Here is a 25,067-nt window from a genome sequence, read left to right as displayed (position 1 = left end):
GTTGAAATTTAAGGGGTTTCTTTTCTAGCCGGAGCAGGAAAAGACTTGATTCTGGACTTGTTTCTAGAGCACATCAAGCGGTCATGGTGCCCGTGTGAGGCATGCTTTCGCACCGCGGACCTGCCGCCGATGATCCGGGCTGCCCGCATCATCGGCGATTGACTTTATTGCCCGTTTTTAACCCGACTCCAGACACGCGTGCGCAGTCGGTCGGTCTCTAACGGCATCGCTTCCAGAACGAAGAGTTTCTTCATCACGCTTTCAGGCGGGTACACCATCGGGTCGTTGAGAATGGCCTTGTCGACCATGCCTTCAGCGGCAGCATTGCCGTTGGCATAGTGCACGTGGTTGCTGATGTCAGCCATGACGTTGGGGTCCAGCAGGTAATTCAGAAACGCGTAACCGGCAGCTTCATTCGGAGCATCGGCGGGCATGGCGACCATGTCGAACCACATGGGTGAGCCTTCCTTGGGGATGGCGTAGGCAATCTGTTGGCCATTGCCGGCCTCATTGGCTCTGGCGGCCGCCTGCATCACGTCGCCAGAGAACCCGACGACCAGACACACGTCTCCCGTTGCAAGATCGCTGGTGTACTTGGAGTTGTGGAAGTAATTCACATAGGGCCGCACTTTGAGCAGCAGCGCCTGGGCCTTCTCGTAGTCGGCCTTGTCCTTGCTGTGATGCCCAAGCCCCAGGTAGTTCAAGGCGATGGGAAGGATCTCGGGGCCGTTGTCGAGCATGGCTACGCCGCATCGGGCGAGTTTTTTCATGTTCTCCGGCTTGAAGATGATGTCCCATGAGTCTATCGGTACATCGCCCAGGACTGCCTTGACCTTGGCGACGTTGTAGCCGATGCCGGTGCTGCCCCACAGGTACGGGAAACCGTATCGGTTGCCCGGATCGTTGGCCTCCAGAACTTTCATCAGCGTCGGGTTGAGGTTCTGCCAGTTCGGCAGCTTGCTACGGTCCAGCGGTTTCAGCGCACCGGCCTTGATCTGCCGGGCCATGAAGTGGTTGGAGGGAAACACCACGTCATACCCGGAACGGCCGGCCATCAGTTTGGCGTCGAGGACCTCGTTGCTGTCGTACACGTCATACTGAGTCGGGTGCCCGGTATGGCTGGTAAAGTTTTGCAGGGTATCTGGGGCAATGTAACTGCTCCAGTTGTAGATCCTGACGGTGTCTGCCGCCTGAGCGGTGGACGCGATCAACAGTAGCGGAACGATCGACTTCAACATACGAGACCTCAACCTTTGTTCTTTACGTTCTGGGTGAAGGCAGTTCAGAAAATCAGCACGTAGCTTTTGCGAACGGTTTCTTGTATATCCCAGACTCCCGTGGTGTTCGCAGGCAACATCAATGCGTCGCCGGCCTGGATATGAAGGACCTCACCGCCATCCGGGGTGAAGGTGCAGCGCCCCTGGATGAAATGGCAGAACTCCTGTTGCACGATCTGGCGCCGCCAGCGGCCGGGGGTGCATTCCCACACGCCGGCTTCGACGCCGTCATCGCGTTCAACGCTTGTCGTGGCAACCTGTGAAACCGGCTCACCCAGCGGTACGCCGACAGCGCTCGATTCCCCGAGAGGCAAGTGTGGGGTGTCGCGAAAATGATCGATCTTCATGGGAACGGCTCCTTGGACTTCATCAATCGTTCCATGCAACCCGCCAGACCCTCGGCCATCCGGCGACGCCAGCGCGGTACATGGAGGTTGGCCAATATCCGATCCTCGTGAACAAAGCTCTGGATAATGGCGTTGTAACCCAGCCAGCGCAGGGGCTCTGGCTCCCAGCGTGGCAACGAGGCCAGCGGACGGTCGGCCCACACCCAAGGCTGGCGTGTCAGTTCGTTGTCCTGACCAAGAATCAGCGCGGCCACGGTGCGACCACCCAGGTTGCTGGCGCCTACGCCTTCGCCGCCATAGCCGCCGGCGAGTGCGATCTTCTGGCGCCGGTCAACCAGCATGTGCGGGTGAAAGCGCCGGGCGACACCCAGGTTGCCGCCCCAGGCATGAGTCAGGCGAACATCGCGCAACATCGGAAATAGCTCGCTGAACAGGTACTGGCGCAACTCACGTTCGGCCTGACTGAGGTTGAAGTCACTGCGCAGGCGACCTCCAAAGCGATAGCCACCTCGGGCACCAAATACCAAGCGGTCATCGCGGCTGCGCTGACCGTAGGTGACTTGTCGGCTGTTTTCGCTGAAAGCCTGGCCACGATTGAGTCCGATTTGGGCCCATACGTCGGCCGAGAGCGGCTCAGTCGCAACGATCAGGCTCTGCGCGGCCAGTTGATATTTGTTCAGCGGGGGCAAGGCACTGGCATACCCCTCGACGGCCGGCACCACCCAATCGGCGCTCACTCGACCGTGCTCGGTTCGAACTTGGCCTGCCGTCCAGTCGAGCACAGCGCTTTGCTCGAAAATGCGCACCCCCATGCGTTCCACGACTTTGGCTAACCCCCGTACCAACCGGGCAGGTTGAAGGGTCGCGCAGTGAGATGAATACAGGGCGCCGTACGCCTGGGCCACATTCAATTGTTCGCGCAAAGCCTGAGGGCTCAGCCAGCGATAATCGTCTTCACCAAGGCCTTGCGCACGGGCGGCAGCGAGTTGTTCGCGCAGGCGCCGTTCTTGCTCGGGATACCGCGCCGCGCAGTACAGCACGCCACCTTTACGCAGTTCGCAATCGATGCTTTCGACATGGCACACCCGCGCCACTTCATCGGGAATTCCGTGCAGCAGTTGATATCCTGCATGACGTTGGGCGGCGGGCAAGGGCCCCAGGAGTCGGTCTTCGCCGAGCAGATTCCCCATCAACCAGCCGCCATTGCGGCCGGAGGCGCCGAAACCGGCAATCTGTGCTTCAACTATGACGATGTCCAGGTGCGGTGCTTGCTGCTTGAGGTAATAGGCCGTCCAAAGGCCGCTGTAGCCGGCACCGATGATCACCACATCGGCTCGCAGATCCTGATGCAACGCCGGACGCGGCGTCAGCGCCTCGTCGACTTGCTCCATCCACAAACTCACACCACCCCAACCAGCCATTACCTGCTCCATCGTTTGATTGCCGACAGAGCTTAATGCGCAGCGAAGGGGCCTGTGTTATCTGCGGGTACGCGCGCAATTGGCCTTCAACCAGGCTTTTGGTGTGCAGCCGGTATGGCAGCGGAAAGCCTTGTAGAACGCAGAGGTGGAATTGAATCCGGCAGCCACTGCGAGGGCATCGATGGGTGCGTTTTCGTCGTAACTGGCGAGGCGTTCAAGGAGGTAGGCCAAGCGAGCCTGAGTCACGTAGCGATAGAAGCTTTGCCCGAGCACTTGATTCAATAGGTAAGACAACTGATTACGGCTGTACCCGGTGGCGCTGGCGATCCGAGCAAGATCCAGGTCAGGGTCCAGGAATGGCTGTTGGCGGGTAAAGTAATCGGCCAAGTCTCGCGCCATGAAACTCAACTGGCGCGCCGAGAGCCCTAGCTTACTGATGGCGGGGGCGCGACGCCCGGCGTGCGGCTCGCCGTCGCGCACGAGTGACGCGTATTCGTTGACACGCAGGATCTGACCCTCACATACGGTGATCGCTTCGCTGGTGCGAAAAACCACCCGCTCGCCACTGCCCTTCAGAGCGGTCTGGTACTGGATGAATGCCGTGCAGCCGTCAGCGCGGATGCGGTCATTGTGCTCAAGATACTCATCGGGATGGCGCGGCAACGTGCCGGTGATGTAGGCGCGCAGCTCGGTCAGCCCCATGCTGCGGTTCTGGAAAAAATCGTTGTATTGCACTTGCGGGTGATAGAGCGCAAGTATCGCCTCCAGGTCGCGGTGCTTCCAGGCCATGTGATAGCGCAGCACCACCTCGAGGGTGAGCTTTGTCTGTTCGGCGGTATCTGACGGGACGAGGAGCATGGGTTGACGGGCCTTATGACTGGGCGGCACCAGTCTAGTCCTTGAGTGGTTGAGCGAACAAACTCAGGCACGCCCAGGCGCACATGATTGAGAGAGCGGAGCCTCTAGCTGCCTGTGGCTCTGCAATGCTTGCCACCCAGCACCAACGCAACGCCGCCCAGTACAGCAATGGATGCCAACACCATCCTTACGCTCAGGCTTTCCCCCAGAAAAACGATGCCCGCCAGCGAAGCCAGGATGGGCACGCTTAGCTGCACCGTCGCGGCTTGAAACGCTGCAAGATAACGCACCGCGACGTACCAGACCGCGTAGCCGACGCCTGACGCCAGCGCACCGGAAAGCACCGCATAAAGTATCCCCTGCGGATCCCAACGCAGCGCTGAGAGAAACGGCACGCTTGCCATCAAGACCAGGGGAATCGAGCGCAAGAAGTTGCCGGTTGTGGTTGCCAAGGGATCGGCGACAGTTTTGCCAAGCAGTGAGTAGATCCCCCATGCCACCCCCGATAACAGCATCGTGAGTGCGCTAACGGGGTCAGGTGCTGCGGCACCTGGAACCAGCAGGCTAACCAAGCCAACAATCGCCAGCACAAACCCAACGACTGCCAACGTGTGCATCCGCTCGCCTTTGAACATGCCGTACAGAACCATGCTCAGCTGAACCGCGCCAAACAGCAGCAATGCCCCCGTCCCGGTCTCCAAATGACGGTACGCGAAGGAAAAAGCGAAGACGTAAACGAACAAGGCAGCGGCCCCCTGCCAACTGCCTTTGCCTATGGTTGAGGTCCGCCTCAAGGCACACAACAGCCATAAAACCGATGCCCCGCTGGCCAGCCGGACCACGCTGAAACTCGCGGCATCGATGTTGGTGTGCTTAAGCGCCAGGCGGCACAGCAGCGAGTTCGCGGCAAAGGCGAGCATGGCGAAACAGATCATCGCGATCAATCTTGCCGAAGCTGACGAGCTGGACGCCTTCGTTACGGAGTTGCTTATTGTCATGGTCGATTCCAATGCCCAGGCAGGCTCTCAGAACGCTCGACGCCACCACGCCCTTGGAAATACGTTAAACGCCTCTGTACCGATCGGTCAATACAACTATCTTCCTGCGACCTTGGGATGAGCTTCTCCCGTCTGTATCCTTCAGCGCGCACGCATGGGTATGATTGAAGCTCAACCGGTTGGAATCGACCCATGGGAAAAAAGAACGCCGTCGTCGCTGCCGAACCTGCTGAAACAAGCACCAAGGAGCGAATACTGAAAATCGCCGCGCAGTTGTTTTCGACGCGCGGGTTTCACGCGACCGGCATGGCTGAGTTGGAAAAAGCCACTGGCCTGGCTCGAGGCGCGCTGTATTACCACATCGGCAGCAAGGAAGAATTGCTGTTCGAAATCACCAGCCGGTATCTGCGGGTGCTCATCGCAGAAGGCACGCCTCTGTGCGAGAGCGATTTGGCTGCGGAAGATAAATTTCGCCAGTTCTCGGCCATCGTGATGCGCACGATTGTCACCCACCTGGCCGAAATGACGGTGTGTTTCCGGGAAGTGTATTCGGTCATTGGCGAGCGCCAGACCGAGTTGCTCGACCTGCACCGACAGTATGAAAAGCTCTGGTCGAATATCCTCAAGGCTGGCGTGAGCGAGGGGACCTTCCGCACATCGGACTCGTTGGCCGTGAAGGCTATCCTTGGTATTCATCACTACAGCTACTTGTGGATCAAACCCGGAGGCCCACGCTCGCCGGAATCCATCGCGACGTTTTTCTGCGACACCCTCCTGCCCGGACTGAAGGTTGAGCCACGCCTGGCTTGACTGTCATCAGCGGCGCTTCAAATGCGCCGCCTCCCTCGACCTCCTCCTCATTCACGTCCCATCACCGATGGTTGTCCTTGCGACTGGACCACGCGCGTTTTTCGTTCTAGGCTGACTACAGACCGACCGATCAGTCTACAGGCTTGCCGTTGGGTCCATCCCGACAAAGAACCAGAGGGAACAACAATGACAAAAAAATCCATGGTCCCCGCCCAGCAAGACACGTCTCAAACAGCTTTGGCTCGCCGGGATTTCTTGATTAAAAGCGGGGCCGTTATCGGTACTGCTGCCTATGCGCTGGGTAATAGCGATCTGGTCACCGCAGAGACGACCAACATCGCCCCGATTGATCCGAGCCAGCCTCTTGAAGTTCCGCAATGGACCCGCAGTCTTGGCGCCCCGACGGCAAGCCCTTATGGCAAACCTTCAACATTCGAAACCAAAGCCGTCAGGAATCTGTATCCCGGCCTGAAGGACACGATGTCCGCCTACAGCACCTCGCCACTTCAGGAACTGGACGGCATCATTACCCCGAACGGCCTGTTCTATGAGCGTCATCACGCAGGCGTCCCACAAATCGATCCGGCGCAACATCGGTTGGCAATTCACGGCCTCACCGAAACTGCCTTGATCTTTACCGTGGACGAGATACGCCAGTTCCCCGCCGTGTCACGAGTGCACTTCATGGAGTGTTCGGGCAATCCATCGTTTCTACCTCCGTGGGGCAAAACCGCCGCCGAGGTCAGTGGCCTGGTGAGTTGCGCTGAATGGACGGGCGTTCCCCTGAAGACCCTGCTGGATGAAGCCGGGCTCAAGCCCCAAGCCAAGTGGATCATTGCCGAAGGGGCGGACGGCGCCGCAATGACGCGCAGCATTCCCATCGAGAAATGCCTGGACGATGTGATGGTGGTCTACAGCCAGAACGGCGAGCGTCTAAGGCCGGAACAGGGCTATCCGCTGCGCCTGTTTGTCCCCGGCTACGAGGGCAATACCCACATCAAATGGCTGCGCCGACTGCATGTCACCGATGCGCCCGCCTACAGCCGGGAAGAAACCGCCAAATACACCGACTTGATGGCCAACGGCAAAGCTCGGAAATTTTCCTTTGTCATGGAATGCAAATCGCTGGTGACCTACCCTTCCGGCACCCAGAAACTGACGCGCAAAGGCCTGCATGAGATGCGTGGCATTGCCTGGAGCGGCCACGGAAAAATCACCCGTGTCGATGTCTCCGTCGACGGCGGCAATAACTGGACGCAAGCCAAATTACAAGAACCCATTCTGACCAAGGCGCTGACTGTCTTCAGGGCGCCTTTCGAATGGAACGGCCAGGAATTGATGATCATGAGCCGCGCCATCGACGAGACCGGCTATGTTCAGCCGATGCTGGAACAGTTGATTGATGAACGTGGCAAGGTCTCTTTCTACCACAACAATTCGGTGCAACCGTGGCGTGTTTCCAGCAATGGGGAGGTGACCAATGGACGGGCTTAAAGGTGGATCGTTTCTCATCGGTTTGCTGTGCGCCTGTGCGCTGACCCATGCCTCGGCACAATCCCAGTACGGTTTGGGCACCAAGGCTACCGAAGCGCAGATCGCCAGTTGGAACATCGACGTGGCACCCGACGGCAAGGCGTTGCCTCCAGGGCGCGCAACGGTGGCTGATGGGGAAAAGGTCTACATGAGCAGCTGCGTCAGCTGTCATGGCGTGAAGCTCGAAGGTGGCATCGGCCCCGCGTTGGCGGGGGGCGCAGGAACGCTGACGACTGACAAACCGCTCAAGACAGTCGGCAGCTATTGGCCCTATGCAACGACGCTTTTCGACTACATCCGAAGAGCCATGCCCTTCCAGGCGCCACAGTCATTGTCCAACGAAAAAGTCTATGCGGTGACCGGCTACATCCTGCACATGAACAAACTGCTGGACGCCAACGCGACCGTGGATGCATCGACCTTGGCGGATGTAAAGATGCCGAATCGAGACGGTTTTTATACCGACGACAGACCGGACAGCAAGGCGGTTGCCTGTATGTCGAACTGTTTAAAAGCTCACTGACGGATCAAAAAATGTAAAATCCGCTCGCCGATAAACCGTTCCTTCTCAACGAGCTTTGCTGATGAAGCTGGCCAGCCGCGAAAAATCGATGATTGCCTGGGTGCTGTACTTCAGCATCCTGTTCGGTTCGTTGCTGTGTGCGATGGGCCATGGACAAATGGCCGGCTTGCGATTGAGCGGTTTGGACGGCGGACTGTTTTGCTCTACTGACGGCGGGGCAATATTCGAGGGCCTGCAGGATGTGCCCGCCCCTTCGCTGCCCGTCGTCGCTGATTGCGTCATTGCGAGCCTGTTCGGTGCGATCCTGCTGGCGGCGTTTTTCGGGCTGCTCGCCCTGCTTGCCGGCGAGCCAGCCAAGCCCTTGCCCGCACAACCGACCCGTTGCCAACCCAGGCAGCGATGGCCCTTGATCAATCCTCGCGCCTCCCCCGCCCTGCTTCCCGCGCTCTGACATCTTCACCACCCGCCGCTGCATCAAGCGCGGCGGGGTGTGTGCTCATCGAATTAAGCCAGGAAGCTCTTCATGTTTCGCTTGACCACTTTAGCGCTGCTCGCGGGCAGCACCTGCGCGTGGGCGCAAGACACTGCCCTGAACTTACCCACCAGTTACATCAATGCCTCGGCCGACCAGCCGAAACCGGCCACCAGCCTGGACCTGGATACCCCCATCGAAAGCGGCTCGCGCCTGAATCTCAGTGCCCGGGAAAATCCCGCCTCTGTAAGCGTGGCCGATCGCAAGACGATGGAACGTATCGGGGCACGCAACTTTCAAGACGCGGCGAACGCTCTGCCTGGGGTTAACGCTTCTGCGCCACCCGGCTGGGGCGGCTATGTGTCGTACCGTGGTTTCAACGGTGCCCAGATCAGCCAGCTGTTCAACGGCATCAATCTGCAATACGGTGGCGCGGCCCGTCCGGTCGGCGCCTGGATTTATGACCGGGTGGAGTTGCTCGGCGGCCCTTCCTCGTTCCTCAACGGCAGCGGTGCCGTGGGGGGCAGCCTGAACGTGATCACCAAGCTTGCCAACCGTGAGGAAGATACCTTCGAGGGCCGAATGAGCTACGGTCGCTACGACACCTGGGAAACCGCGGTCGGCTTCAATAAAGCGCTCAACAGCGGCGATGGCCCGCGCCACTATGCGCGCCTCGACTACAGCCGCACCAGCAGCAACGGCTATATAGATCGCCAGGAGAACGGTGCGGGCAACCTGGCCTTCTCGCTGCTCAGCGACATCAACGACCGACTCTCCCATACGTTGGCGATCGAATACCTGGAAGAGAAGGAAGACAGTCCTTACTGGGGCACGCCGGTATTGCAACCGCTGACCGGCAAGCTGCAGATCGACAAGCGCAACCGCTTCAACAACTACAACGTCGAGGACGGTCGCTACGAGCAGCGCACCCGCTGGATACGCTCGATCACCGACTACCAACTGGACGACAACACCCAGTTGCGCAATACCTTCTACCACTACGATGGCCAGCGCGATTACCGCAACCTTGAGGTCTACCGCTACAACAGCGACAACAGCGCCATCGCCCGCTCCGGCGGTTACCGCCAGCGGCACGACCAGGAGGTCAACGGTGACCGAATCGAGTTGACTCACCAGGCTCAGCTGTTCGGCCTGGCCAGCGATTGGGCGCTGGGCGTGGATTTCAACACCAACCAGCAAACCAACTACCCGTTGTCCAAAGGCGCCTTCGACACCATCGATCCAGATGGCTTCGAGCCGGGCCACTTCCTGGACATTCCGGGGATGGATGCACCGCGCAGTAAAGGTCGCAGCACTTGGACTGATACTTCTTCGGCGTTCGTCGAGAACCGCACGCGCCTGACCGAGCAACTGGCACTGATCACTGCGCTGCGTTATGACCATATCGATTTCGAGGTAGTCGATCATGCGGCGCAGGCCAGGCTCGACAAGCGTTGGGATGCAATCACGGGACGCCTGGGCCTGGTGTACGACCTGACGTCGAATGTCAGCCTTTATACCCAATACAGTACCTCGGCCGAACCGCCGGGAGGGACGCTTACCGGCGCCTCCATTGCCCAGGTGAGCGACTTCGACTTGAGCACCGGTCGCCAATTCGAGGTGGGCAGCAAGTTCGATTTTCTCGACGGTCGCGGCTCGGCCACCGCCGCGGCCTACCGCATCGTGCGCAAGAACATCTCCGTCCCCTCCTCGACGGTGCCCAACACCACCGAACAAGCGGGTCAACAAACCTCCACCGGCATAGAGCTGGCCGCCTCATTCAAGATCACGCCCAAGCTATTGGCGGCCGGTAACTTCAGTTGGGTAAGGGCTGAGTACGACGAGTTCAATGAAACCATCGCAGGTGTTGTGTTCTCGCGCAAAGGCAAGAATCCGGTGAACATTCCCGACCGCGTAGCCAATCTCTGGCTGACCTATGACGTGGCTCCTGACTGGCAGCTCGGGGCCGACGTGCGCTATGTGTCGTCGGTCTACGCCAACACCGCCAATACGACCTGGGTGCCCTCGTACACTGTCTATGGTTTGTCCATGACCCACGATCTGGACAAGCACGTACAGGTCAGCGCGCGCCTGCGCAACCTGACCGACGAGGTCTATGCCCGTTTCATCCACCAGAGCAACACCCAGTATTACGTGGGCGAGCCGCGCAGTCTGGAAATCGCTGTGCAGTGGAAGTACTGACGACCCCGAACGGAATGCAGCACACGGTCTGGCGACCTGACAGGTCTAATCATGATTCGGAGCGCAGGCCTTCCCGCGTTGATCAGCCTGTTTGAATGGCCCGCTGGACGGGACCGCCAGGGACGGCGGCTTTCACTGTTTTTTCTCTGAGCTCAACGCTCATGGGGCTTACCCTCTAATCGACAATTGAGCGTCCATTGTTCGTACGGACTAAAACTTGAAGCGCCCGACCAATCCTTGAAGCTGGCCAGAAATGGCCGTCATTCGCCCCGATCCGGCATGGGCTGAATGCGCGAACTCCTCTACCATCTGCGCATCGGCGTGGATCTGTGCGATGTGCCGATTGATCTCCTCCGCCACTTGATGCTGCTCCTCTGCCGCCGTGGCGATCTGGGTGTTCTGGTCGCGAATCGAGTCCACTGAAGCGCGGATCTTGTCGAAGCTGTCGCGGGCCCGCTGGATCCGCTGCACGCTAGCCTTGGACGCTTGCAGGCTGCCTTGCATCTGCTGGGTGACTTCCTGGGTGCGGCGAGCGAGGTTACCCAGTAGGCTGTCTATTTCGCCGGTAGAGTCGGAGGTGCGACGAGCCAGGGCGCGAACTTCATCCGCGACCACTGCAAAGCCACGCCCTTGATCACCCGCACGGGCGGCTTCGATGGCGGCGTTGAGCGCCAGCAAGTTGGTCTGCTCGGCAATCGAGCGAATGGTGTCGAGAATCGCATTGATGTTATTGCTGTCTTGCTCGAGCAGATGCATGGTCTGGGTCGATACCTGCAGCTCCTCACTGAGCTTAAGCACGCTGCCGGTGGCTTCGCTGATTTGCTTCTGGCCATCGTGCACGTCGCGGTAGCCTTCATCAGCACTCGACGCCGCGGCACTGCAGGAACGTGCGACCTCATTGGCAGTGGCGAGCATTTCATTGAAAGCGGTGCTTACCAATTCCACCGCCTCACGTTGGCGGCCGGCAGCCAGGTTCATGTTATTGGCGACTTCGTTGGTGTCAGCGGCAGCGACTTGCAGATCGGACGACGCATTGCCAATACGCTTCACCAACTGAGCGATCATGCTTAGAAACTGATTGAACCATCCGGCCAGGTTGGCAGTTTCGTCCTTGCCCCGTACTTGGAGTTGACGTGTAAGGTCACCTTCACCTTCGGCAATCTCTTGCAACCCATCAGCCACGCCACGAATCGGGCGCACGATCATGCTGGCAAAACCAGCACCAACGATGGCGAACACCATCGCCAATGCAACAGCGATGGCTGCAATCAACCAGGTCAGGCTCATGGCGTCGGCCATCACTTCATCACGCTTGATCAGGCCAATGAAACGCCATCCCAGGCCATCGGAACTCAGGACGTTGACCATGTATGGCACACCATCGATCTCGACTTGAGTCACCCCATCAGCGCTTTTGGCCAATTCGGCATAGCCGGGTCCTAGCTCACCTAACGGCTTGAAATTGTTTTTGGCATTTGCGGGATCGACCAAGACATTGCCATTGGCCTCGACCAACATCAGGTAACCACTCTTGCCCAACTTGATGGCTTTGACCAATTCAGTCAGTTGCTTGAGCGATACGTCCACGCCAACGACGCCCACCGGGGCGCCGCTCGCGTCATTGATCGTGCGGACCGTGCTGACCAGCACCATGTCATCGGGTGCCCAGTAATACGCGCCCGTCCGTACGGTTGAGCCTCGTGCGGCTTCCATGGCCGCCTTGTACCAAGGTCGCACCCGTGGGTCGTAGCTGGCCATTGTCTGGTCATCGGGCCAACCTGCAAAACCTCCGTCATTGAGTCCAAGGGAAATGGAAGCCGTGGTTGGGTGGGTTTCTGCGAAACTGTCGAATATCACCTGGATCTGTCGATCGACCTTCGTCACAGGCGTTTTCGGGGCGTCAGCGGCCGTATAGTTCTTCAATTCCTGAACGTTGGCGATCCGAGGGTCTTTGGCAAGGTATTCGACGTTTTGGCGGATGCTGTCGAAAAACTGCCGCATCCCGCGGTCAATCTGCCTGATTTCGCGGCCACTGCTATCCAGGAAACCGGCTTGCGCTGCGCTACGCAAGTTCAGTACGACAACCATTGCGACCAATATGACTGGCGCGCAGGCGATAGCGGCAAACGCCCACGTGAGTTTCTGTTTGATGTTCATGAGTATTCCTGGGCAGGCAGATGGAACGTGGGCGCCCATGGGTAAAAGCGCCCGCGGCGAGTGCCGTTAACGTTGCTCACACGACGTGGAAACGAGACAACTCGGTCGTCATTTTTCTTTCAGATAATGCCTGCCCTCCTCTCAAGAGGAGGGACGAGAAGGCCGACGCATCGTCAATTCAGAAACGCCCAGGAGCGAAGGGTGCCGGCTCGACCACTGGTGTTTCTCCCATCATTAATTCCGCAAGCAGCCGGCCACTGACCGGACCTAGCGTAAAACCTTGATGAGCATGGCCGAAGTTGAACCAGAGCCCCTTATGCGACGGCGCGGCACCAATGACCGGTTTCATATCAACGGTACAAGGTCGCGCACCGCTCCATGGCGTCCGCTCAACCTGAGATCCCAATGCCAAGAGTTGTCGGGCCGCGCTTTCGGCCTTCCCTAGCTGCACTGGGGTCAGAGGCGCATCGAGACGGGCGAATTCGGCTCCCGTTGATAGGCGCACACCACGCTTCATCGGCGCCAACATGTAGCCTTGCTCGGTATCAAGCACCGGGCGACTCAAGTTTGCCCCGTCGGCGAAATGGGCGTGATAACCACGCTTGATAAACAACGGGATGCGGTAACCCATGGGCCTCAGCAACTCTTGGGCCCAAGGACCAAGCGCCACGACGACCTGTGATGCTTCGACCGGCCCGGACTCGGTGGAGACTCGCCAGCCGGCTCCCGCTTGGCGCAATGAACGGGCATCGCTGCGTTCAAACTGTCCGCCCTCACGCAAGAAGAGCTCGGCATAGCGTTGCACCAGCTCACCCGGATCAACACAGGTCCAAGGTTGAAGCCAGTGAATCCCCCCAACGAGAGCTTCACCCAAAGCGGGTTCTGCGAGCCTGAGCCCGGCGCCGTCCAACGCTTGCGACAATACACCGTGCGCACTCACACGCTGGGCGCTCTCCATCGCCTTTTCATATTTTTCCGAGGTTCGAAAAGCTTGAATCCAACCTTTGCGCACGATCAGGTGTTGGGCCTCGCTTTGCTCGATCAAATCGGAATGCTCGCTGATTGAATGCTCGACCAAGGTCCGAAAGGCGTCCGCAATAGCTTGGTAATGCCTTGGCGCTGAGTTGGCCCAATACCTGGTCAGCGTAGGCATGTACTCCGGCAGCGCACGCAGATGATAATTGACGCCGATATCGCGCTTGGTCACCACTCTCATCAGGCTCGCCAGGTCCCTTGGGAACCCGTACGGTTCAACGGCCTCGCGCTGGATGATCCCGGCATTACCGTATGACGTCTCGCGCCCGGGCGACCCCTTGTCTACCAAGGTCACCGCACAGCCCCGGCGTTGCAGATGCAGGGCCGTGCTTATACCAACGATGCCGGCACCCAGTACTACTACTTGTTTGTCGTTCACGCTGCCTCCAACTCAAGCACGCTGCTGCGCGATGACACTGATTTCAACCAACGCATCCACCACGAGGCCGGCACAGACGGTAGCGCGAACAGGCAAATTGGTCGTGAAAAACGAAGCATAAATCCTGTTGAACTCGGCGAAGTTACTCCGCTCGGTCAAGTACACCGTGACGCTCACAACGTCATCCAACGACAGTGACTCAGCTTCCAGTGTTTGAGCAATGCGCATCAAGGTCAGGCGCGTTTGTGCCTCGATACCCTCCGGGAAGCTGCCATCCTCATTGAACGGCAACTCTCCAGACAAAAACACGAGACCTTGGCTGTGGCGGACTTTTGAAAAGGGCAGATTGCTAACCGTCATTGTGGTGATTCTCTCTAAGCGGACTTATGAACGCGCCTATAACAGGCGCCATTTTTAGCCATCGACTCGACCGAGCGTGTCACAGCAGATCGGAAATCGGTCTACAAGCCCGATCGATGGGACTGTATATACAGGACTAAGCATTTACCGTGCCTGTTAGACAAGGATCCCCTTCAGACCCCTGATCCGAAGTGGATCGAGCACTGCTTCTGTCCAAAATACTGTCCGCAGAAAGGCCTACCATGCGCTTCCTTTCGACTCATCAACGAGACACCGGAAACACTCCGATGCAACCTTCAGTTACACCCGAACCAATATTCATGTGAGCACCCCCTGGCCTGGAAGGCGTTTACGAGCAGCGATCAACAGAAAAGATAAGGCTTGGCCTGAACATTGCGTTACCTATATATACAGGATCATACAGCAACACCTCCTTGTGGCCCTGCACCTAAGAGGTAATCAATGAAAAAGCTGCACCCGATGACTGCCGCGACTACCGAAGGGATGAGCCTCGCAGGCCGGATCGCCGAACTGGCGACACTCTTCCACTACAGCCTCCCGCGCGAAATCCTTCAAACCGCTGAACAGCCGAGCCCGCAGCGTCCCCTGCGGCACCATCCAGATCGCAATACCTTCCAGCAAAATTCCCGAGAGGTTAGCCTTGTATGAACGCCAACGACCTGACCCTGCTTGCTCGCGCTGAAGTACGCGAATTGGCCAGTTACAACGCCGGCCTCGCCGCTGATGCAGTGCGGAAACGCTTCGGTCTGACACGCGTCGCTAAATTGGGCAGCAATGAAAACCCAATGGGCACCGCCCCCGCCGTCAACGCCGCGACCACCCAAGCCTGCCATGAGATTGCGCTGTACCCCGACTCTGGCTGCCAGGCACTGCGCTCCGCACTCTCGGAAAAACTTGATGTTCCGGAAGATCGCTTCGTGTTCGGCAACGGCTCTGAGGATTTGCTGAGTGTCATCAGTCGAGTGTTTCTGGACCATGATGATGAAGTGGTTACCGTGGCGCCCTCCTTCGGCTTGCATTTCATTTTTCCAGTGGCAGCCGGCGCTCGGGTAATCGGTGTCCCCATGACCGACCAAGGCACTTTTGACGTGGCGGCGATGATTTCCGCCCTTACACCGCATACCCATGTGCTGATGTTTTCCTGCCCCTCCAATCCGGTTGGCTGCACCTTGAGCGCAATCGAATTGAAGCAATTGCTCGATGCATTACCTCCCAAGTGCTTGCTGGTGTTTGACGAAGCCTATTACGAATACGCCCAATGGGAGCCTGAGTACCCAGACTGCCTCGGCTTGATCCAGGCCAGCGGCAAGCCGTTTATCCTGCTTCGAACCTTCTCCAAGGCCTATTCATTGGCAGGTTTACGCATCGGCTATGGCATTGTCAGCGACCCGCTACTGGCCGATTTGATCAATCGCCTGCGCACCCCCTTCAACGTAAACCGAGTGGCCCAAGCCGCTGCGGTCGCCGCGCTGGCCGATGAAAATCATCTGAATGCCGGCCTCTCCCACGTCGCCAGCGAACGCCGACGACTGGAGATCGCACTGCAAGAGCAAGGCATCACAACTGCCCCCTCCATGGCCAACTTCCTCTTTTTCAGCACCCCTTATCCTGCCGAAATCATCAACCAGGCATTACTGCGCGAAGGGGTCATCATCAAGCCTTGGCGCGAAGCGGGATATACTCAGTACTTGCGGGTATCCATAGGAAGCTGTGAGGATAACGATCTTTTCCTCCATTCCTTGGCAAGAGTCCTTGCCGCACAAGAGACACGGACCGACTGATGATCAAAAATGCACCACAAGCGCTCTACCGACGCGCGAAGGAATTTGTGCTGGACCAACTTCGAGCGGGCGTTTGGAAACCTGGCGACCTGATCTACTCAGAGAACCAGTTGGTGCAAGAGCTGGGCATCTCGCGCATGACCGTCAATCGAGCCCTGCGCGAGCTGACCGAAGAAGGTCTATTGGTACGGATTTCAGGTGTTGGAACATTCGTAGCCGAAAGCAAGCCGCAATCGAACCTGTTGCGCATCACCAACATCGCTGACGAGATTCTCGCTCGGGGTCATAGTTACGGCTGTCGCGTCCTGCACCTGGGACGCGAATCCGCATCGATGTCAGTCGCTTCCGCCCTGGGCCTGCCCACGGGCTCTTCGGTTTTTCATCTGGTTTGTGCGCACAGCGAAGAAGACGTGCCAGTGCAGCTTGAGGATCGTTACGTCAATCCCGAGCTGGTGCCAGAGTTCCTGAAACAAAAATTCGGCGAACACCTGCAACCGGCAAAATACCTTTTGCAAGTCATCAAGCCCGACGAAATGGAACATATCGTAGAGGCCTGCCACCCCAGCGCAGAGGAGAGCAAACATCTGCAAATCGATGCAACCGAACCTTGCCTGGCCCTCATACGCCGGACTTGGAGCCAAAACAAAATTGTCACCTTTGTGCGGCTCGTCCACCCCTCCTCCCGCTATCGACTGGGTAGTCGCTTACCCATGAATGCAGCTCACAGAGACGTCTGACTCTTCGACACATCTGCCGTAAAACTTGACCAGCGCCGCTTCCAAAGGGCGTCGGTCGCTTTCTGATTCATACATCACAATAGACCCAGGCCCTACGCCCGTAGTGACCGGAAAAAACGAAACTGCTCACCCCCCTCCCCTCAGCGTTTCCAGCCCTTCTTCCACCCATGCACATCCGAGCAGATAAATGGCTGCTTGATTGGCTATGCCTGTATGTACAAGTATGTATTTACGCGGTAAAGTCGATCCGTCACCTCGACACGCTTAAACCAAAAAATGGGCTCTGTGTACCACTCCCATAGCGACACACACGAGCTCCGTACCGCATCCGTGCGCTCAAGCGCTCTTTGGTCCTTAGGAATAAAAACAATGAAAAAATCTATTTTGACCCTCTCTGTACTGGCGTTGTGTGTGGCTGGCAGCTTTGCCTCGGCCAAGGAGTACAAGGAGTTGCGGTTCGGCGTTGACCCCTCTTATGCCCCTTTCGAGTCCAAAGCTGCCGACGGTAGCCTGGTGGGCTTTGACATCGACTTAGGCAATGCGATTTGTGCTGAATTGAAAGTGAAGTGCAAATGGGTCGAGAGTGATTTTGACGGCATGATTCCCGGCCTGAAAGCCAACAAATTCGACGGCGTGATCTCCGCCATGACCGTGACATCCTCGCGCGAAAAGGTCATCGACTTCTCCGATGAGCTGTTCTCCGTTCCTACCTCCTTCGTTTTCAAGAAAGGCTCCGGCCTGACCGAAGATATCAAGACGCTCGTCGGCAAGACGGTTGGTTATGAGCAAGGCACCACCGAGGAAGCTTATGCAAAGGCCGTACTGAACAAAGCCGGAGTCAAAACCCAAGCCTATGCCAACCAGGATCAGGTCTATTCGGACTTGGTGACTGGCCGTCTCGATGCCTCGATCCAGAATATGTTGCAAGCCGAAATGGGCTTCTTGAAGTCGCCGCAAGGGGCAAATTTTGAGGTAAGTAAAGCAGTCGAGCATGAACTGTTGCCCGCGAAAACCGCGGTAGGTCTCGCCCAAGGCAACGCCGATCTCAAGGCCCTGATAAACAAAGGCATCAAGGCACTGCATGAGGATGGCAGCTATGTAGCCATCCAGAAAAAACACTTTGGTGATCAGAATATCTACAGCGGTAAATAACACGCTGCGCCCATTTTCGGATGGGCGTTTTTCTTGATTGACGAAGGGCTGTCCAATGCTAGAAAACCTATTGCAGACTCTAGGCTTCAGCCTAAAGGGTTTCGGCCCGCTGTTGCTGCAAGGCTCCTGGATGACTGTCAAATTATCCGCACTGTGCTTGTTGCTGAGCGTGGGCCTGGGATTGATCGGTGCCAGCGCGAAACTCTCGAAGTCAGCCTTGCTACGCATCCCTGCGCAAGCCTACACCACGCTTATCCGCGGCGTGCCCGACCTGGTCTTGATGCTGCTGATCTTCTATAGCCTTCAGACGTGGCTGACGAATCTGACCGATGCCTTTGGCTGGGAATATATCGAAATCAATCCGTTCAGCGCAGGGGTCATCACCCTGGGCTTCATCTACGGTGCGTATTTCACCGAAACCTTCCGCGGAGCGATTCTCGCCGTTCCAAAGGGGCAATTAGAAGCAGCCACGGCCTATGGCCTGACCCGCGCCCAACGATTCCGCCTGGTGCTTTTCCCGCAAATGATGCGCTTTGCATTACCGGGCATTGGCAACAACTGGATGGTGATCCTGAAAGCGACCGCACTGGTCTCGATCATTGGTCTGGCTGACTTGGTCAAGGTTGCCCAGGATGCAGGAAAGAGTTCCTATCAACTGTTCTTCTTCCTCGTCCTTGCAGCGTTGATCTATTTGGTTATCACCACCGCGTCAAACTATGTCTTGCGCAGGCTGGAAAGTTTTTACGCCGCAGGAACTCGGGAGGCCGTGCGATGATCGAGCTATTGCAAGAATATTGGAAACCCTTCCTGTACCACGATGGTTATCACATCACGGGCTTGGCGATGACACTATGGCTGCTCAGTGCCTCGCTCTTCTTCGGCTTCTTGATGGCGGTCCCGCTGTCGATTGCCAGGGTATCAAGCAACCTTTTCGTGCGCTGGCCCGTGCAGTTCTATACCTATTTGTTCCGTGGCACGCCTCTGTATATACAGCTACTGATCTGCTACACCGGCATCTACAGCCTCGCTGCGGTGCGCTCCCAACCGCTGCTTGATGCATTCTTTCGCGATGCATTGAACTGCACCATCCTGGCCTTTGCCTTGAACACTTGCGCCTACACCACGGAGATCTTCTCCGGGGCGATTCGCAACATGAATCATGGTGAAGTCGAAGCAGCGAAGGCCTTTGGGCTTCGAGGATGGAAGCTTTACACCTACATCATCATGCCGTCTGCATTGCGTCGCTCACTGCCGAACTACAGCAACGAAGTGATACTGATGCTGCATTCCACCACGGTCGCCTTCACCGCCACGGTACCGGACATCCTCAAGGTTGCCAGAGATGCCAATTCAGCAACATTTCTGACCTTCCAATCGTTCGGCATCGCCGCAGCGATTTACCTCGCTATCACTTTCTCTCTGGTCGGTCTGTTCCGTCTGGCTGAGCGCCGTTGGCTGTCGTTCCTCGGCCCAGCTCATTAATTCAGGGTGCTTGAATATGTACAAACTGACCGTAGAAAACCTGCATAAAAGCTATGGCGACCACGAAGTCCTCAAGGGTGTTTCGCTGAACGCAAAGGCCGGAGACGTCATTAGCCTGATCGGTGCCAGCGGGTCGGGCAAAAGCACCTTTTTGCGCTGTATCAACTTTCTGGAAATCCCTAGCAACGGCGCCATGAGCCTCGACAATCAGCCGATACGCATGATCCATGACCACCACGGCATGCGCGTTGCAAATGCAGATGAACTGCAGCGGCTGCGCACGCGACTGGCGATGGTATTCCAGCATTTCAATCTGTGGAGCCACATGACCGTGCTCGACAACATCACAATGGCCCCTCGCCGAGTGTTGGGGGTCAGCAAGAAGGATGCAGAGGAGCTGGCTCGGCGTTACCTGGACAAGGTTGGTTTACCATCGCGAGTTGCCAATCAATACCCGGCCTTTCTCTCGGGCGGCCAACAGCAGCGCGTCGCGATAGCCCGGGCGCTGGCCATGGAACCGGAAATCATGCTGTTCGACGAACCCACTTCTGCCCTGGATCCTGAACTCGTGGGAGAAGTGCTGAAGGTCATTCAGGGCCTCGCCGAAGAAGGCCGAACCATGATCATGGTGACGCACGAAATGAGCTTCGCTCGTAAGGTATCGAACCAGGTGTTGTTCTTGCACCAAGGGCTCGTAGAAGAGCAAGGGCCGCCTGAGGAAGTGCTGGGGAACCCTAAGAGCGAGCGTTTGCAGCAATTTCTCAGCGGCAATCTGAAATAACCGAAGTGCCTTAAGCCGGCTGGACGCTTACCGCGCCTGAAAAATGTTTTCAGGCGCGCGATTGCGGCCGGAATGGTTCGCCGTTCTGTTGACTAGAAGAGCCCCGTGCGAGAGCAATCCCAGCGCCTTGCTATGGCTCAGCTCATGATCCCTGGCTGAAACTGTCACAGCGCGCCCAGTGCGCAAAGCTTGATGGCAAAACCTGCATCAATGCCATTCGAACGAAAAAACTAATCACGTGAAGATATTCATGCCGACAACAATAGCGGTCAAAAATCTGCTTGATTAAGCTTGTATATACATGATTATATTTACTCGCCCGATGTAGCGAAAACCAACAATAAGCTGCAAGTCATTTCGAGAGGATTACCGGTGAGCAAACCACTCCATTTCCGCAATATCGAAATCCGCGCCCCTCGCGGTAACACGCTGACCGCCAAGAGCTGGCTGACCGAAGCGCCGCTGCGGATGTTGATGAACAACCTCGATCCGGAAGTGGCCGAGAACCCCAAGGAGTTGGTGGTCTACGGTGGCATCGGCCGCGCGGCGCGCAACTGGGAGTGCTACGACAAGATCGTCGAAAGCCTCACCAACCTGAACCACGACGAAACCCTGCTGGTGCAATCCGGCAAGCCGGTGGGCGTGTTCAAGACCCACAGCAACGCCCCGCGCGTCCTGATCGCCAATTCCAACCTGGTGCCGCACTGGGCCAGTTGGGAACACTTCAACGAACTCGACGCCAAGGGCCTGGCCATGTACGGCCAGATGACCGCCGGCAGCTGGATCTACATCGGCAGCCAGGGCATCGTGCAAGGCACCTATGAAACCTTCGTCGAGGCCGGTCGCCAACATTACGATTCCAACCTCAAGGGCCGCTGGGTCCTGACCGCCGGCCTGGGCGGCATGGGCGGTGCGCAACCGTTGGCCGCGACCTTGGCCGGTGCATGCTCGCTGAACATCGAGTGCCAGCAGGTGAGCATCGATTTCCGCCTGAAAACCCGCTACGTCGACGAGCAGGCCAAAGACCTCGACGACGCCCTGGCGCGCATCGAGAAATACACCGCCGAAGGCAAGGCGATTTCCATCGCGCTGTGTGGGAACGCGGCCGAGATCCTGCCGGAAATGGTCCGTCGTGGTGTGCGTCCGGACATGGTCACCGACCAGACCAGCGCCCACGACCCCCTCAACGGCTACCTGCCGGCCGGCTGGACCTGGGACGAATACCGTGCCCGCGCCAAGACCGAGCCCGCCGCCGTGGTGAAGGCCGCCAAGCAATCGATGGCCGTGCACGTCAAAGCCATGTTGGCCTTCCAGAAAATGGGTGTGCCGACCTTCGACTACGGCAACAACATCCGCCAGATGGCCCAGGAAGAAGGCGTCGAGAATGCCTTCGACTTCCCGGGTTTCGTCCCGGCTTACATCCGTCCGCTATTCTGCCGTGGCATCGGCCCGTTCCGCTGGGCGGCGCTGTCGGGTGACCCGCAGGACATCTACAAGACCGACGCCAAGGTCAAGGAACTGATCCCCGACGACGCCCACCTGCACAACTGGCTGGACATGGCCCGCGAGCGCATCAGCTTCCAGGGCTTGCCGGCACGGATCTGCTGGGTTGGCCTGGGCCAGCGCGCCAAGTTGGGCCTGGCGTTCAACGAGATGGTGCGCAGCGGTGAGCTGTCGGCGCCGATCGTCATCGGCCGTGACCACCTCGATTCCGGTTCCGTGGCCAGCCCGAACCGTGAAACCGAATCCATGCAGGACGGTTCCGACGCCGTTTCCGACTGGCCACTGCTCAATGCCCTGCTCAACACCGCCAGTGGTGCGACCTGGGTGTCACTGCACCACGGTGGCGGCGTCGGCATGGGCTTCTCCCAGCATTCGGGCATGGTGATCGTCTGCGACGGCACCGACGAAGCGGCCGAGCGGATTGCCCGCGTGCTGCACAACGACCCGGGCACGGGCGTGATGCGCCATGCCGATGCCGGTTACCAGATCGCCATTGATTGCGCGAAAGAGCAAGGCTTGAACCTGCCAATGATCACTCTTGTTAAAGGAGCCACAGCATGAAAACTCTTAACGTTATCCCAGGCCAACTGAGCCTTGCCCAACTGCGTGACGTTTACCAGCGTCCGGTGAAAATTACCCTCGACCACAGTGCCTCTGCGCAAATTGAAGCCAGTGTCGCTTGCGTGGAACAGATCCTCGCCGAGAATCGCACCGCCTACGGTATCAATACCGGTTTCGGCCTGCTGGCCTCGACCCGTATCGCCAGTGAAGATCTGGAAAATCTGCAACGTTCGCTAGTACTGTCCCACGCCGCTGGTGTGGGTGAGCCGATCAGCGATGCGCTGGTGCGGTTGATCATGGTGCTCAAGGTCAATAGCCTCAGCCGTGGTTTCTCCGGCATACGCCGCGTGGTGATCGATGCTCTGATAGCATTGATCAACGCCGAGGTGTATCCGCATATTCCGTTAAAAGGTTCGGTCGGCGCATCTGGTGACTTGGCACCTTTGGCGCACATGTCCCTCGTGCTGCTGGGAGAAGGCAAAGCCCGTCATAAGGGCGAATGGCTGGAAGCCACCGAAGCACTGAAGGTGGCCGGTTTGGCGCCGTTGACGCTGGCTGCCAAAGAGGGTTTGGCGTTGCTCAACGGTACCCAGGTGTCCACTGCTTATGCTCTGCGCGGTTTGTTCGAGGGCGAAGACCTGTTTGCAGGCGCCTTGGCCATCGGTGCGTTGACGGTCGAAGCTGTCTTGGGCTCCCGCTCGCCGTTTGACGGACGTATCCATGCCGCTCGCGGCCAGAAGGCCCAGATTGATACAGCTACTGCTTATCGCGACCTGCTGGGCCAAAGCAGTGAGGTCGCCGATTCGCACAAAGACTGCGGCAAGGTCCAAGACCCCTACTCTCTACGCTGCCAACCTCAAGTCATGGGCGCATGCCTGACCCAGCTCCGTCAGGCCGCGGAAGTATTAGTCGTCGAAGCGAATGCCGTATCCGATAACCCACTGGTCTTTGCCGTTGAAGGTGACGTGATCTCTGGCGGCAACTTCCATGCCGAGCCAGTGGCCATGGCCGCAGACAATATGGCATTGGCCATTGCTGAAATCGGCTCGCTGAGCGAGCGCCGCATTTCGTTGATGATGGACAAACACATGTCACAACTGCCGCCGTTCCTGGTAGCCAATGGCGGCGTGAACTCGGGCTTCATGATTTCTCAGGTGACAGCAGCAGCGCTGGCCAGCGAGAACAAGGCGCTGGCTCACCCCCATTCCGTAGACAGCCTGCCCACATCCGCCAATCAGGAAGATCACGTATCGATGGCACCCGCCGCCGGCAAACGGTTGTGGGAAATGGCTGAAAACACCCGTGGAATCCTGGCTGTGGAGTGGCTAGCGGCCTGCCAAGGTCTGGACTTGCGTGACGGCTTGAAGACGTCGCCCAAGCTGGAACTGGCCAGGAAGAGCCTGCGAAGCAAAGTGGCCTATTACGAGAAGGATCGCTTCTTCGCGCCGGATATCAATGCGGCCAGTGAATTATTGGCTTCCGGCTGCTTGAACGACTTGGTATTGAACACATTGTTGCCCAGCATCTGATAGATGATATCCGCCATGAACAAATGATGACTGCGTTAGGCACAGCGCTTTATGGGCTGTGCCTAACGCGCGTAGGCGATCGCCTCGAAATACTGACACTCAAATCCACCGGGCCATCACAAGGATGACCGCTGGAAGTGCTAATCCTGCCAGCATGGTCTGGCAAGCGATGATCCCAGCCATAAGGGGGGCGTCTCCCCCTAATTGCCTTGCCATGATGTAGGAGGATGAGGCTGTGGGCAGTGCCTGGAATAGAAGTGCTGCAACCGCGGCCTTTCCTTCAAGTTCGAACAGGTGGCACGCCCAAAGCGTAACCAGTGGCATGATTAGAAACTTGGTCAGCGACGAGTAACCCACCGGGCGAAACCATTGCCTTATGCTTCCGAACTCAAGCGCAGCACCAACGCAGAGCAATCCGAGCGGCAGTGACGCTTGTCCCAAGGCCTTGAGCATCGGCTCAATACCGACAGGCAGTCCCCAGCCCGAGACCTGGACCAATCCGCCGGCGAAGCACGCGAGTATCAGTGGGTTCAATGCCAACTGCTTGAGGACTTTGCTAAATGGCATCCTGCCGGCTGATCCGTACTTCGCGAACACCATTACGCACAGAATGTTCACACTGGGCACTATGGCCGCATTCGCGACCGCTGCCAGGGCTATACCCTGCACACCGAACAAGCCCGCGGCTGCCGACACGCCTACGTAATTATTGAAACGTATTCCCCCCTGAAAAACCGAAGTGAACGCAGCATCGTCCATGGTGATCAGCGACTTCGCGCCCAACAACATTAGCGATACCACCACAGTCGAGAATACGAGCACCGAAACCATGCTTTGATAGGGCACGCCATCAAGGTTCGCGGTCGCCAGTCCGTGAAAGAAAAGAGAAGGCAGCAACACGTAATACGCCAAGCGCTCTGCCTGTGCCCAAAAAGTATCCATCAGAAATTGACGACGCTTGAGCCACGCGCCCAGGACGATCAGTAGTGCGATGGGTAACAAGGCAGTCAACAAGGAAAGGGTCATACGCGTGCCTTGGTTTTTTGTGCCGACGGTTTACATCCCACAATCAGTCGGCTCATCAGCGGCATGCCTACGGTAGGTCCAGTGATCATGGTGCCCTTAAGAACTCACTTGAATGAGGACCA

General features: G+C 57.8%; 24 protein-coding genes and 1 pseudogene. 15 read left to right on the top strand and 10 right to left on the bottom strand.

The window, feature by feature from the left end; all coding sequences use genetic code 11:
• Positions 1 to 164: 164 nt before the first annotated feature.
• The 5 genes from ACLH0I_RS12580 to ACLH0I_RS12560 all read right to left on the bottom strand — a co-directional run bounded on the left by ACLH0I_RS12580 (position 165) and on the right by ACLH0I_RS12560 (position 4,823).
• Positions 165 to 1,238: a polyamine ABC transporter substrate-binding protein gene (locus ACLH0I_RS12580; protein ID WP_109755298.1), complete on the bottom strand. Its 1,074-nt coding sequence runs from the start codon at positions 1,236 to 1,238 to the stop codon at positions 165 to 167.
• Positions 1,239 to 1,282: 44 nt separating this feature from the next.
• A complete protein-coding gene (locus tag ACLH0I_RS12575; RefSeq protein ID WP_039011379.1) occupies positions 1,283 to 1,624 on the bottom strand; it encodes a cupin domain-containing protein in 342 nt (113 codons plus the stop codon).
• Positions 1,621 to 3,045 (bottom strand): NAD(P)/FAD-dependent oxidoreductase, encoded by a 1,425-nt coding sequence (locus ACLH0I_RS12570; RefSeq protein ID WP_043042110.1) that lies wholly within the window; start codon positions 3,043 to 3,045, stop codon positions 1,621 to 1,623. The genes ACLH0I_RS12575 and ACLH0I_RS12570 overlap by 4 nt, the downstream gene beginning before the upstream one ends.
• 57 nt (positions 3,046 to 3,102) lie before the next feature.
• The gene (locus ACLH0I_RS12565; RefSeq protein ID WP_043042109.1) at positions 3,103 to 3,903 is read right to left on the bottom strand and encodes a helix-turn-helix domain-containing protein; all 801 of its coding nucleotides are present in this window, start codon (positions 3,901 to 3,903) and stop codon (positions 3,103 to 3,105) included.
• A 104-nt stretch (positions 3,904 to 4,007) separates the two neighbouring features.
• On the bottom strand, positions 4,008 to 4,823 hold the full coding sequence (locus ACLH0I_RS12560) for a DMT family transporter (protein ID WP_411387232.1): 816 nt from the start codon (positions 4,821 to 4,823) through the stop codon (positions 4,008 to 4,010).
• Between ACLH0I_RS12560 and ACLH0I_RS12555 the strand changes: the two genes are divergently transcribed.
• From ACLH0I_RS12555 to ACLH0I_RS12530, 6 genes are all read left to right on the top strand, one after another.
• Positions 4,822 to 5,022 (top strand): hypothetical protein, encoded by a 201-nt coding sequence (locus ACLH0I_RS12555; protein WP_411387231.1) that lies wholly within the window; start codon positions 4,822 to 4,824, stop codon positions 5,020 to 5,022. The genes ACLH0I_RS12560 and ACLH0I_RS12555 overlap by 2 nt on opposite strands.
• A 71-nt stretch (positions 5,023 to 5,093) precedes the next feature.
• On the top strand, positions 5,094 to 5,711 hold the full coding sequence (locus tag ACLH0I_RS12550) for a TetR/AcrR family transcriptional regulator (protein ID WP_054069184.1): 618 nt from the start codon (positions 5,094 to 5,096) through the stop codon (positions 5,709 to 5,711).
• A 186-nt stretch (positions 5,712 to 5,897) separates the two neighbouring features.
• Positions 5,898 to 7,205, top strand: coding sequence for a sulfite dehydrogenase (soxC, locus tag ACLH0I_RS12545; RefSeq protein ID WP_411387230.1), 1,308 nt, complete (start codon positions 5,898 to 5,900; stop codon positions 7,203 to 7,205).
• Positions 7,192 to 7,767: a c-type cytochrome gene (locus ACLH0I_RS12540; protein WP_411387229.1), complete on the top strand. Its 576-nt coding sequence runs from the start codon at positions 7,192 to 7,194 to the stop codon at positions 7,765 to 7,767. The genes soxC and ACLH0I_RS12540 overlap by 14 nt, the downstream gene beginning before the upstream one ends.
• Positions 7,768 to 7,828: 61 nt before the next feature.
• The gene (locus ACLH0I_RS12535; RefSeq protein WP_258632716.1) at positions 7,829 to 8,218 is read left to right on the top strand and encodes a DUF2946 family protein; all 390 of its coding nucleotides are present in this window, start codon (positions 7,829 to 7,831) and stop codon (positions 8,216 to 8,218) included.
• A gap of 72 nt (positions 8,219 to 8,290) precedes the next feature.
• Positions 8,291 to 10,441, top strand: a complete 2,151-nt coding sequence (locus ACLH0I_RS12530) for a TonB-dependent receptor (protein ID WP_411387228.1) — start codon at positions 8,291 to 8,293, stop codon at positions 10,439 to 10,441.
• A gap of 210 nt (positions 10,442 to 10,651) precedes the next feature.
• Here ACLH0I_RS12530 and ACLH0I_RS12525 read toward each other — a convergent pair whose 3' ends face one another.
• From ACLH0I_RS12525 to ACLH0I_RS12510, 4 genes and pseudogenes are all read right to left on the bottom strand, one after another.
• Positions 10,652 to 11,419, bottom strand: coding sequence for a methyl-accepting chemotaxis protein (locus ACLH0I_RS12525; RefSeq protein WP_411387495.1), 768 nt, complete (start codon positions 11,417 to 11,419; stop codon positions 10,652 to 10,654).
• Between the two features lie 96 nt (positions 11,420 to 11,515).
• Positions 11,516 to 12,529, bottom strand: a pseudogene (locus ACLH0I_RS12520) (cache domain-containing protein); the annotation flags it as partial.
• 247 nt (positions 12,530 to 12,776) lie between these two features.
• A complete protein-coding gene (locus ACLH0I_RS12515; protein WP_411387227.1) occupies positions 12,777 to 14,012 on the bottom strand; it encodes an NAD(P)/FAD-dependent oxidoreductase in 1,236 nt (411 codons plus the stop codon).
• 12 nt (positions 14,013 to 14,024) lie between these two features.
• Complete coding sequence (locus ACLH0I_RS12510; RefSeq protein WP_411387226.1) at positions 14,025 to 14,372, bottom strand: RidA family protein; 348 nt, start codon at positions 14,370 to 14,372, stop codon at positions 14,025 to 14,027.
• A 462-nt stretch (positions 14,373 to 14,834) separates the two neighbouring features.
• Here ACLH0I_RS12510 and ACLH0I_RS12505 point away from each other — a divergent pair, with 462 nt between their 5' ends.
• The 9 genes from ACLH0I_RS12505 to hutH all read left to right on the top strand — a co-directional run bounded on the left by ACLH0I_RS12505 (position 14,835) and on the right by hutH (position 23,919).
• On the top strand, positions 14,835 to 15,041 hold the full coding sequence (locus ACLH0I_RS12505; RefSeq protein ID WP_411387225.1) for a hypothetical protein: 207 nt from the start codon (positions 14,835 to 14,837) through the stop codon (positions 15,039 to 15,041).
• The gene (locus ACLH0I_RS12500) at positions 15,038 to 16,174 is read left to right on the top strand and encodes an aminotransferase class I/II-fold pyridoxal phosphate-dependent enzyme (RefSeq protein ID WP_411387224.1); all 1,137 of its coding nucleotides are present in this window, start codon (positions 15,038 to 15,040) and stop codon (positions 16,172 to 16,174) included. Before ACLH0I_RS12505 ends, ACLH0I_RS12500 begins: the two co-directional genes overlap by 4 nt.
• Positions 16,174 to 16,911: a histidine utilization repressor gene (gene hutC, locus ACLH0I_RS12495; protein WP_025214428.1), complete on the top strand. Its 738-nt coding sequence runs from the start codon at positions 16,174 to 16,176 to the stop codon at positions 16,909 to 16,911. The genes ACLH0I_RS12500 and hutC overlap by 1 nt, the downstream gene beginning before the upstream one ends.
• 369 nt (positions 16,912 to 17,280) lie before the next feature.
• Entirely contained in the window at positions 17,281 to 18,063 is a 783-nt protein-coding gene (locus tag ACLH0I_RS12490; RefSeq protein ID WP_025214429.1) for a transporter substrate-binding domain-containing protein, read from the top strand.
• Positions 18,064 to 18,118: 55 nt separating this feature from the next.
• On the top strand, positions 18,119 to 18,838 hold the full coding sequence (locus ACLH0I_RS12485) for an ABC transporter permease (RefSeq protein ID WP_025214430.1): 720 nt from the start codon (positions 18,119 to 18,121) through the stop codon (positions 18,836 to 18,838).
• On the top strand, positions 18,835 to 19,545 hold the full coding sequence (locus tag ACLH0I_RS12480) for an ABC transporter permease (protein WP_030141828.1): 711 nt from the start codon (positions 18,835 to 18,837) through the stop codon (positions 19,543 to 19,545). The genes ACLH0I_RS12485 and ACLH0I_RS12480 overlap by 4 nt, the downstream gene beginning before the upstream one ends.
• A 16-nt stretch (positions 19,546 to 19,561) precedes the next feature.
• Entirely contained in the window at positions 19,562 to 20,326 is a 765-nt protein-coding gene (locus ACLH0I_RS12475; protein ID WP_411387223.1) for an ABC transporter ATP-binding protein, read from the top strand.
• A 372-nt stretch (positions 20,327 to 20,698) separates the two neighbouring features.
• Positions 20,699 to 22,390, top strand: coding sequence for a urocanate hydratase (gene hutU / locus ACLH0I_RS12470; protein ID WP_172436063.1), 1,692 nt, complete (start codon positions 20,699 to 20,701; stop codon positions 22,388 to 22,390).
• Positions 22,387 to 23,919, top strand: coding sequence for a histidine ammonia-lyase (hutH, locus tag ACLH0I_RS12465; RefSeq protein WP_095962580.1), 1,533 nt, complete (start codon positions 22,387 to 22,389; stop codon positions 23,917 to 23,919). The genes hutU and hutH overlap by 4 nt, the downstream gene beginning before the upstream one ends.
• Positions 23,920 to 24,018: 99 nt before the next feature.
• Here hutH and ACLH0I_RS12460 read toward each other — a convergent pair whose 3' ends face one another.
• The gene (locus tag ACLH0I_RS12460; protein ID WP_095962579.1) at positions 24,019 to 24,945 is read right to left on the bottom strand and encodes an AEC family transporter; all 927 of its coding nucleotides are present in this window, start codon (positions 24,943 to 24,945) and stop codon (positions 24,019 to 24,021) included.
• Positions 24,946 to 25,067: the final 122 nt, after the last annotated feature.

It is taken from the genome of Pseudomonas sp. MPB03, assembly GCF_046605385.1.
GTDB lineage: Bacteria > Pseudomonadota > Gammaproteobacteria > Pseudomonadales > Pseudomonadaceae > Aquipseudomonas > Aquipseudomonas zanjanensis.
This window is presented reverse-complemented; position numbering and strand designations above follow the sequence as displayed.

Excerpts from the sequence above, each read along its gene's own strand:
- ACLH0I_RS12555 (WP_411387231.1), top strand. The coding sequence starts at position 4,822 with ATGGCGAAACAGATCATCGCGATCAATCTTGCCGAAGCTGACGAGCTG.
- ACLH0I_RS12485 (WP_025214430.1), top strand. The coding sequence starts at position 18,119 with ATGCTAGAAAACCTATTGCAGACTCTAGGCTTCAGCCTAAAGGGTTTC.
- ACLH0I_RS12580 (WP_109755298.1), bottom strand. The coding sequence starts at position 1,238 with ATGTTGAAGTCGATCGTTCCGCTACTGTTGATCGCGTCCACCGCTCAG.
- hutH (WP_095962580.1), top strand. The coding sequence starts at position 22,387 with ATGAAAACTCTTAACGTTATCCCAGGCCAACTGAGCCTTGCCCAACTG.
- ACLH0I_RS12565 (WP_043042109.1), bottom strand. The coding sequence starts at position 3,903 with ATGCTCCTCGTCCCGTCAGATACCGCCGAACAGACAAAGCTCACCCTC.
- ACLH0I_RS12475 (WP_411387223.1), top strand. The coding sequence starts at position 19,562 with ATGTACAAACTGACCGTAGAAAACCTGCATAAAAGCTATGGCGACCAC.
- ACLH0I_RS12560 (WP_411387232.1), bottom strand. The coding sequence starts at position 4,823 with ATGCTCGCCTTTGCCGCGAACTCGCTGCTGTGCCGCCTGGCGCTTAAG.
- ACLH0I_RS12490 (WP_025214429.1), top strand. The coding sequence starts at position 17,281 with ATGAAAAAATCTATTTTGACCCTCTCTGTACTGGCGTTGTGTGTGGCT.
- ACLH0I_RS12500 (WP_411387224.1), top strand. The coding sequence starts at position 15,038 with ATGAACGCCAACGACCTGACCCTGCTTGCTCGCGCTGAAGTACGCGAA.
- ACLH0I_RS12480 (WP_030141828.1), top strand. The coding sequence starts at position 18,835 with ATGATCGAGCTATTGCAAGAATATTGGAAACCCTTCCTGTACCACGAT.
- ACLH0I_RS12510 (WP_411387226.1), bottom strand. The coding sequence starts at position 14,372 with ATGACGGTTAGCAATCTGCCCTTTTCAAAAGTCCGCCACAGCCAAGGT.
- ACLH0I_RS12505 (WP_411387225.1), top strand. The coding sequence starts at position 14,835 with ATGAAAAAGCTGCACCCGATGACTGCCGCGACTACCGAAGGGATGAGC.
- ACLH0I_RS12570 (WP_043042110.1), bottom strand. The coding sequence starts at position 3,045 with ATGGCTGGTTGGGGTGGTGTGAGTTTGTGGATGGAGCAAGTCGACGAG.
- ACLH0I_RS12525 (WP_411387495.1), bottom strand. The coding sequence starts at position 11,419 with ATGAACCTGGCTGCCGGCCGCCAACGTGAGGCGGTGGAATTGGTAAGC.
- ACLH0I_RS12460 (WP_095962579.1), bottom strand. The coding sequence starts at position 24,945 with ATGACCCTTTCCTTGTTGACTGCCTTGTTACCCATCGCACTACTGATC.
- ACLH0I_RS12530 (WP_411387228.1), top strand. The coding sequence starts at position 8,291 with ATGTTTCGCTTGACCACTTTAGCGCTGCTCGCGGGCAGCACCTGCGCG.
- ACLH0I_RS12550 (WP_054069184.1), top strand. The coding sequence starts at position 5,094 with ATGGGAAAAAAGAACGCCGTCGTCGCTGCCGAACCTGCTGAAACAAGC.
- hutC (WP_025214428.1), top strand. The coding sequence starts at position 16,174 with ATGATCAAAAATGCACCACAAGCGCTCTACCGACGCGCGAAGGAATTT.
- ACLH0I_RS12575 (WP_039011379.1), bottom strand. The coding sequence starts at position 1,624 with ATGAAGATCGATCATTTTCGCGACACCCCACACTTGCCTCTCGGGGAA.
- ACLH0I_RS12540 (WP_411387229.1), top strand. The coding sequence starts at position 7,192 with ATGGACGGGCTTAAAGGTGGATCGTTTCTCATCGGTTTGCTGTGCGCC.
- soxC (WP_411387230.1), top strand. The coding sequence starts at position 5,898 with ATGACAAAAAAATCCATGGTCCCCGCCCAGCAAGACACGTCTCAAACA.
- ACLH0I_RS12535 (WP_258632716.1), top strand. The coding sequence starts at position 7,829 with ATGAAGCTGGCCAGCCGCGAAAAATCGATGATTGCCTGGGTGCTGTAC.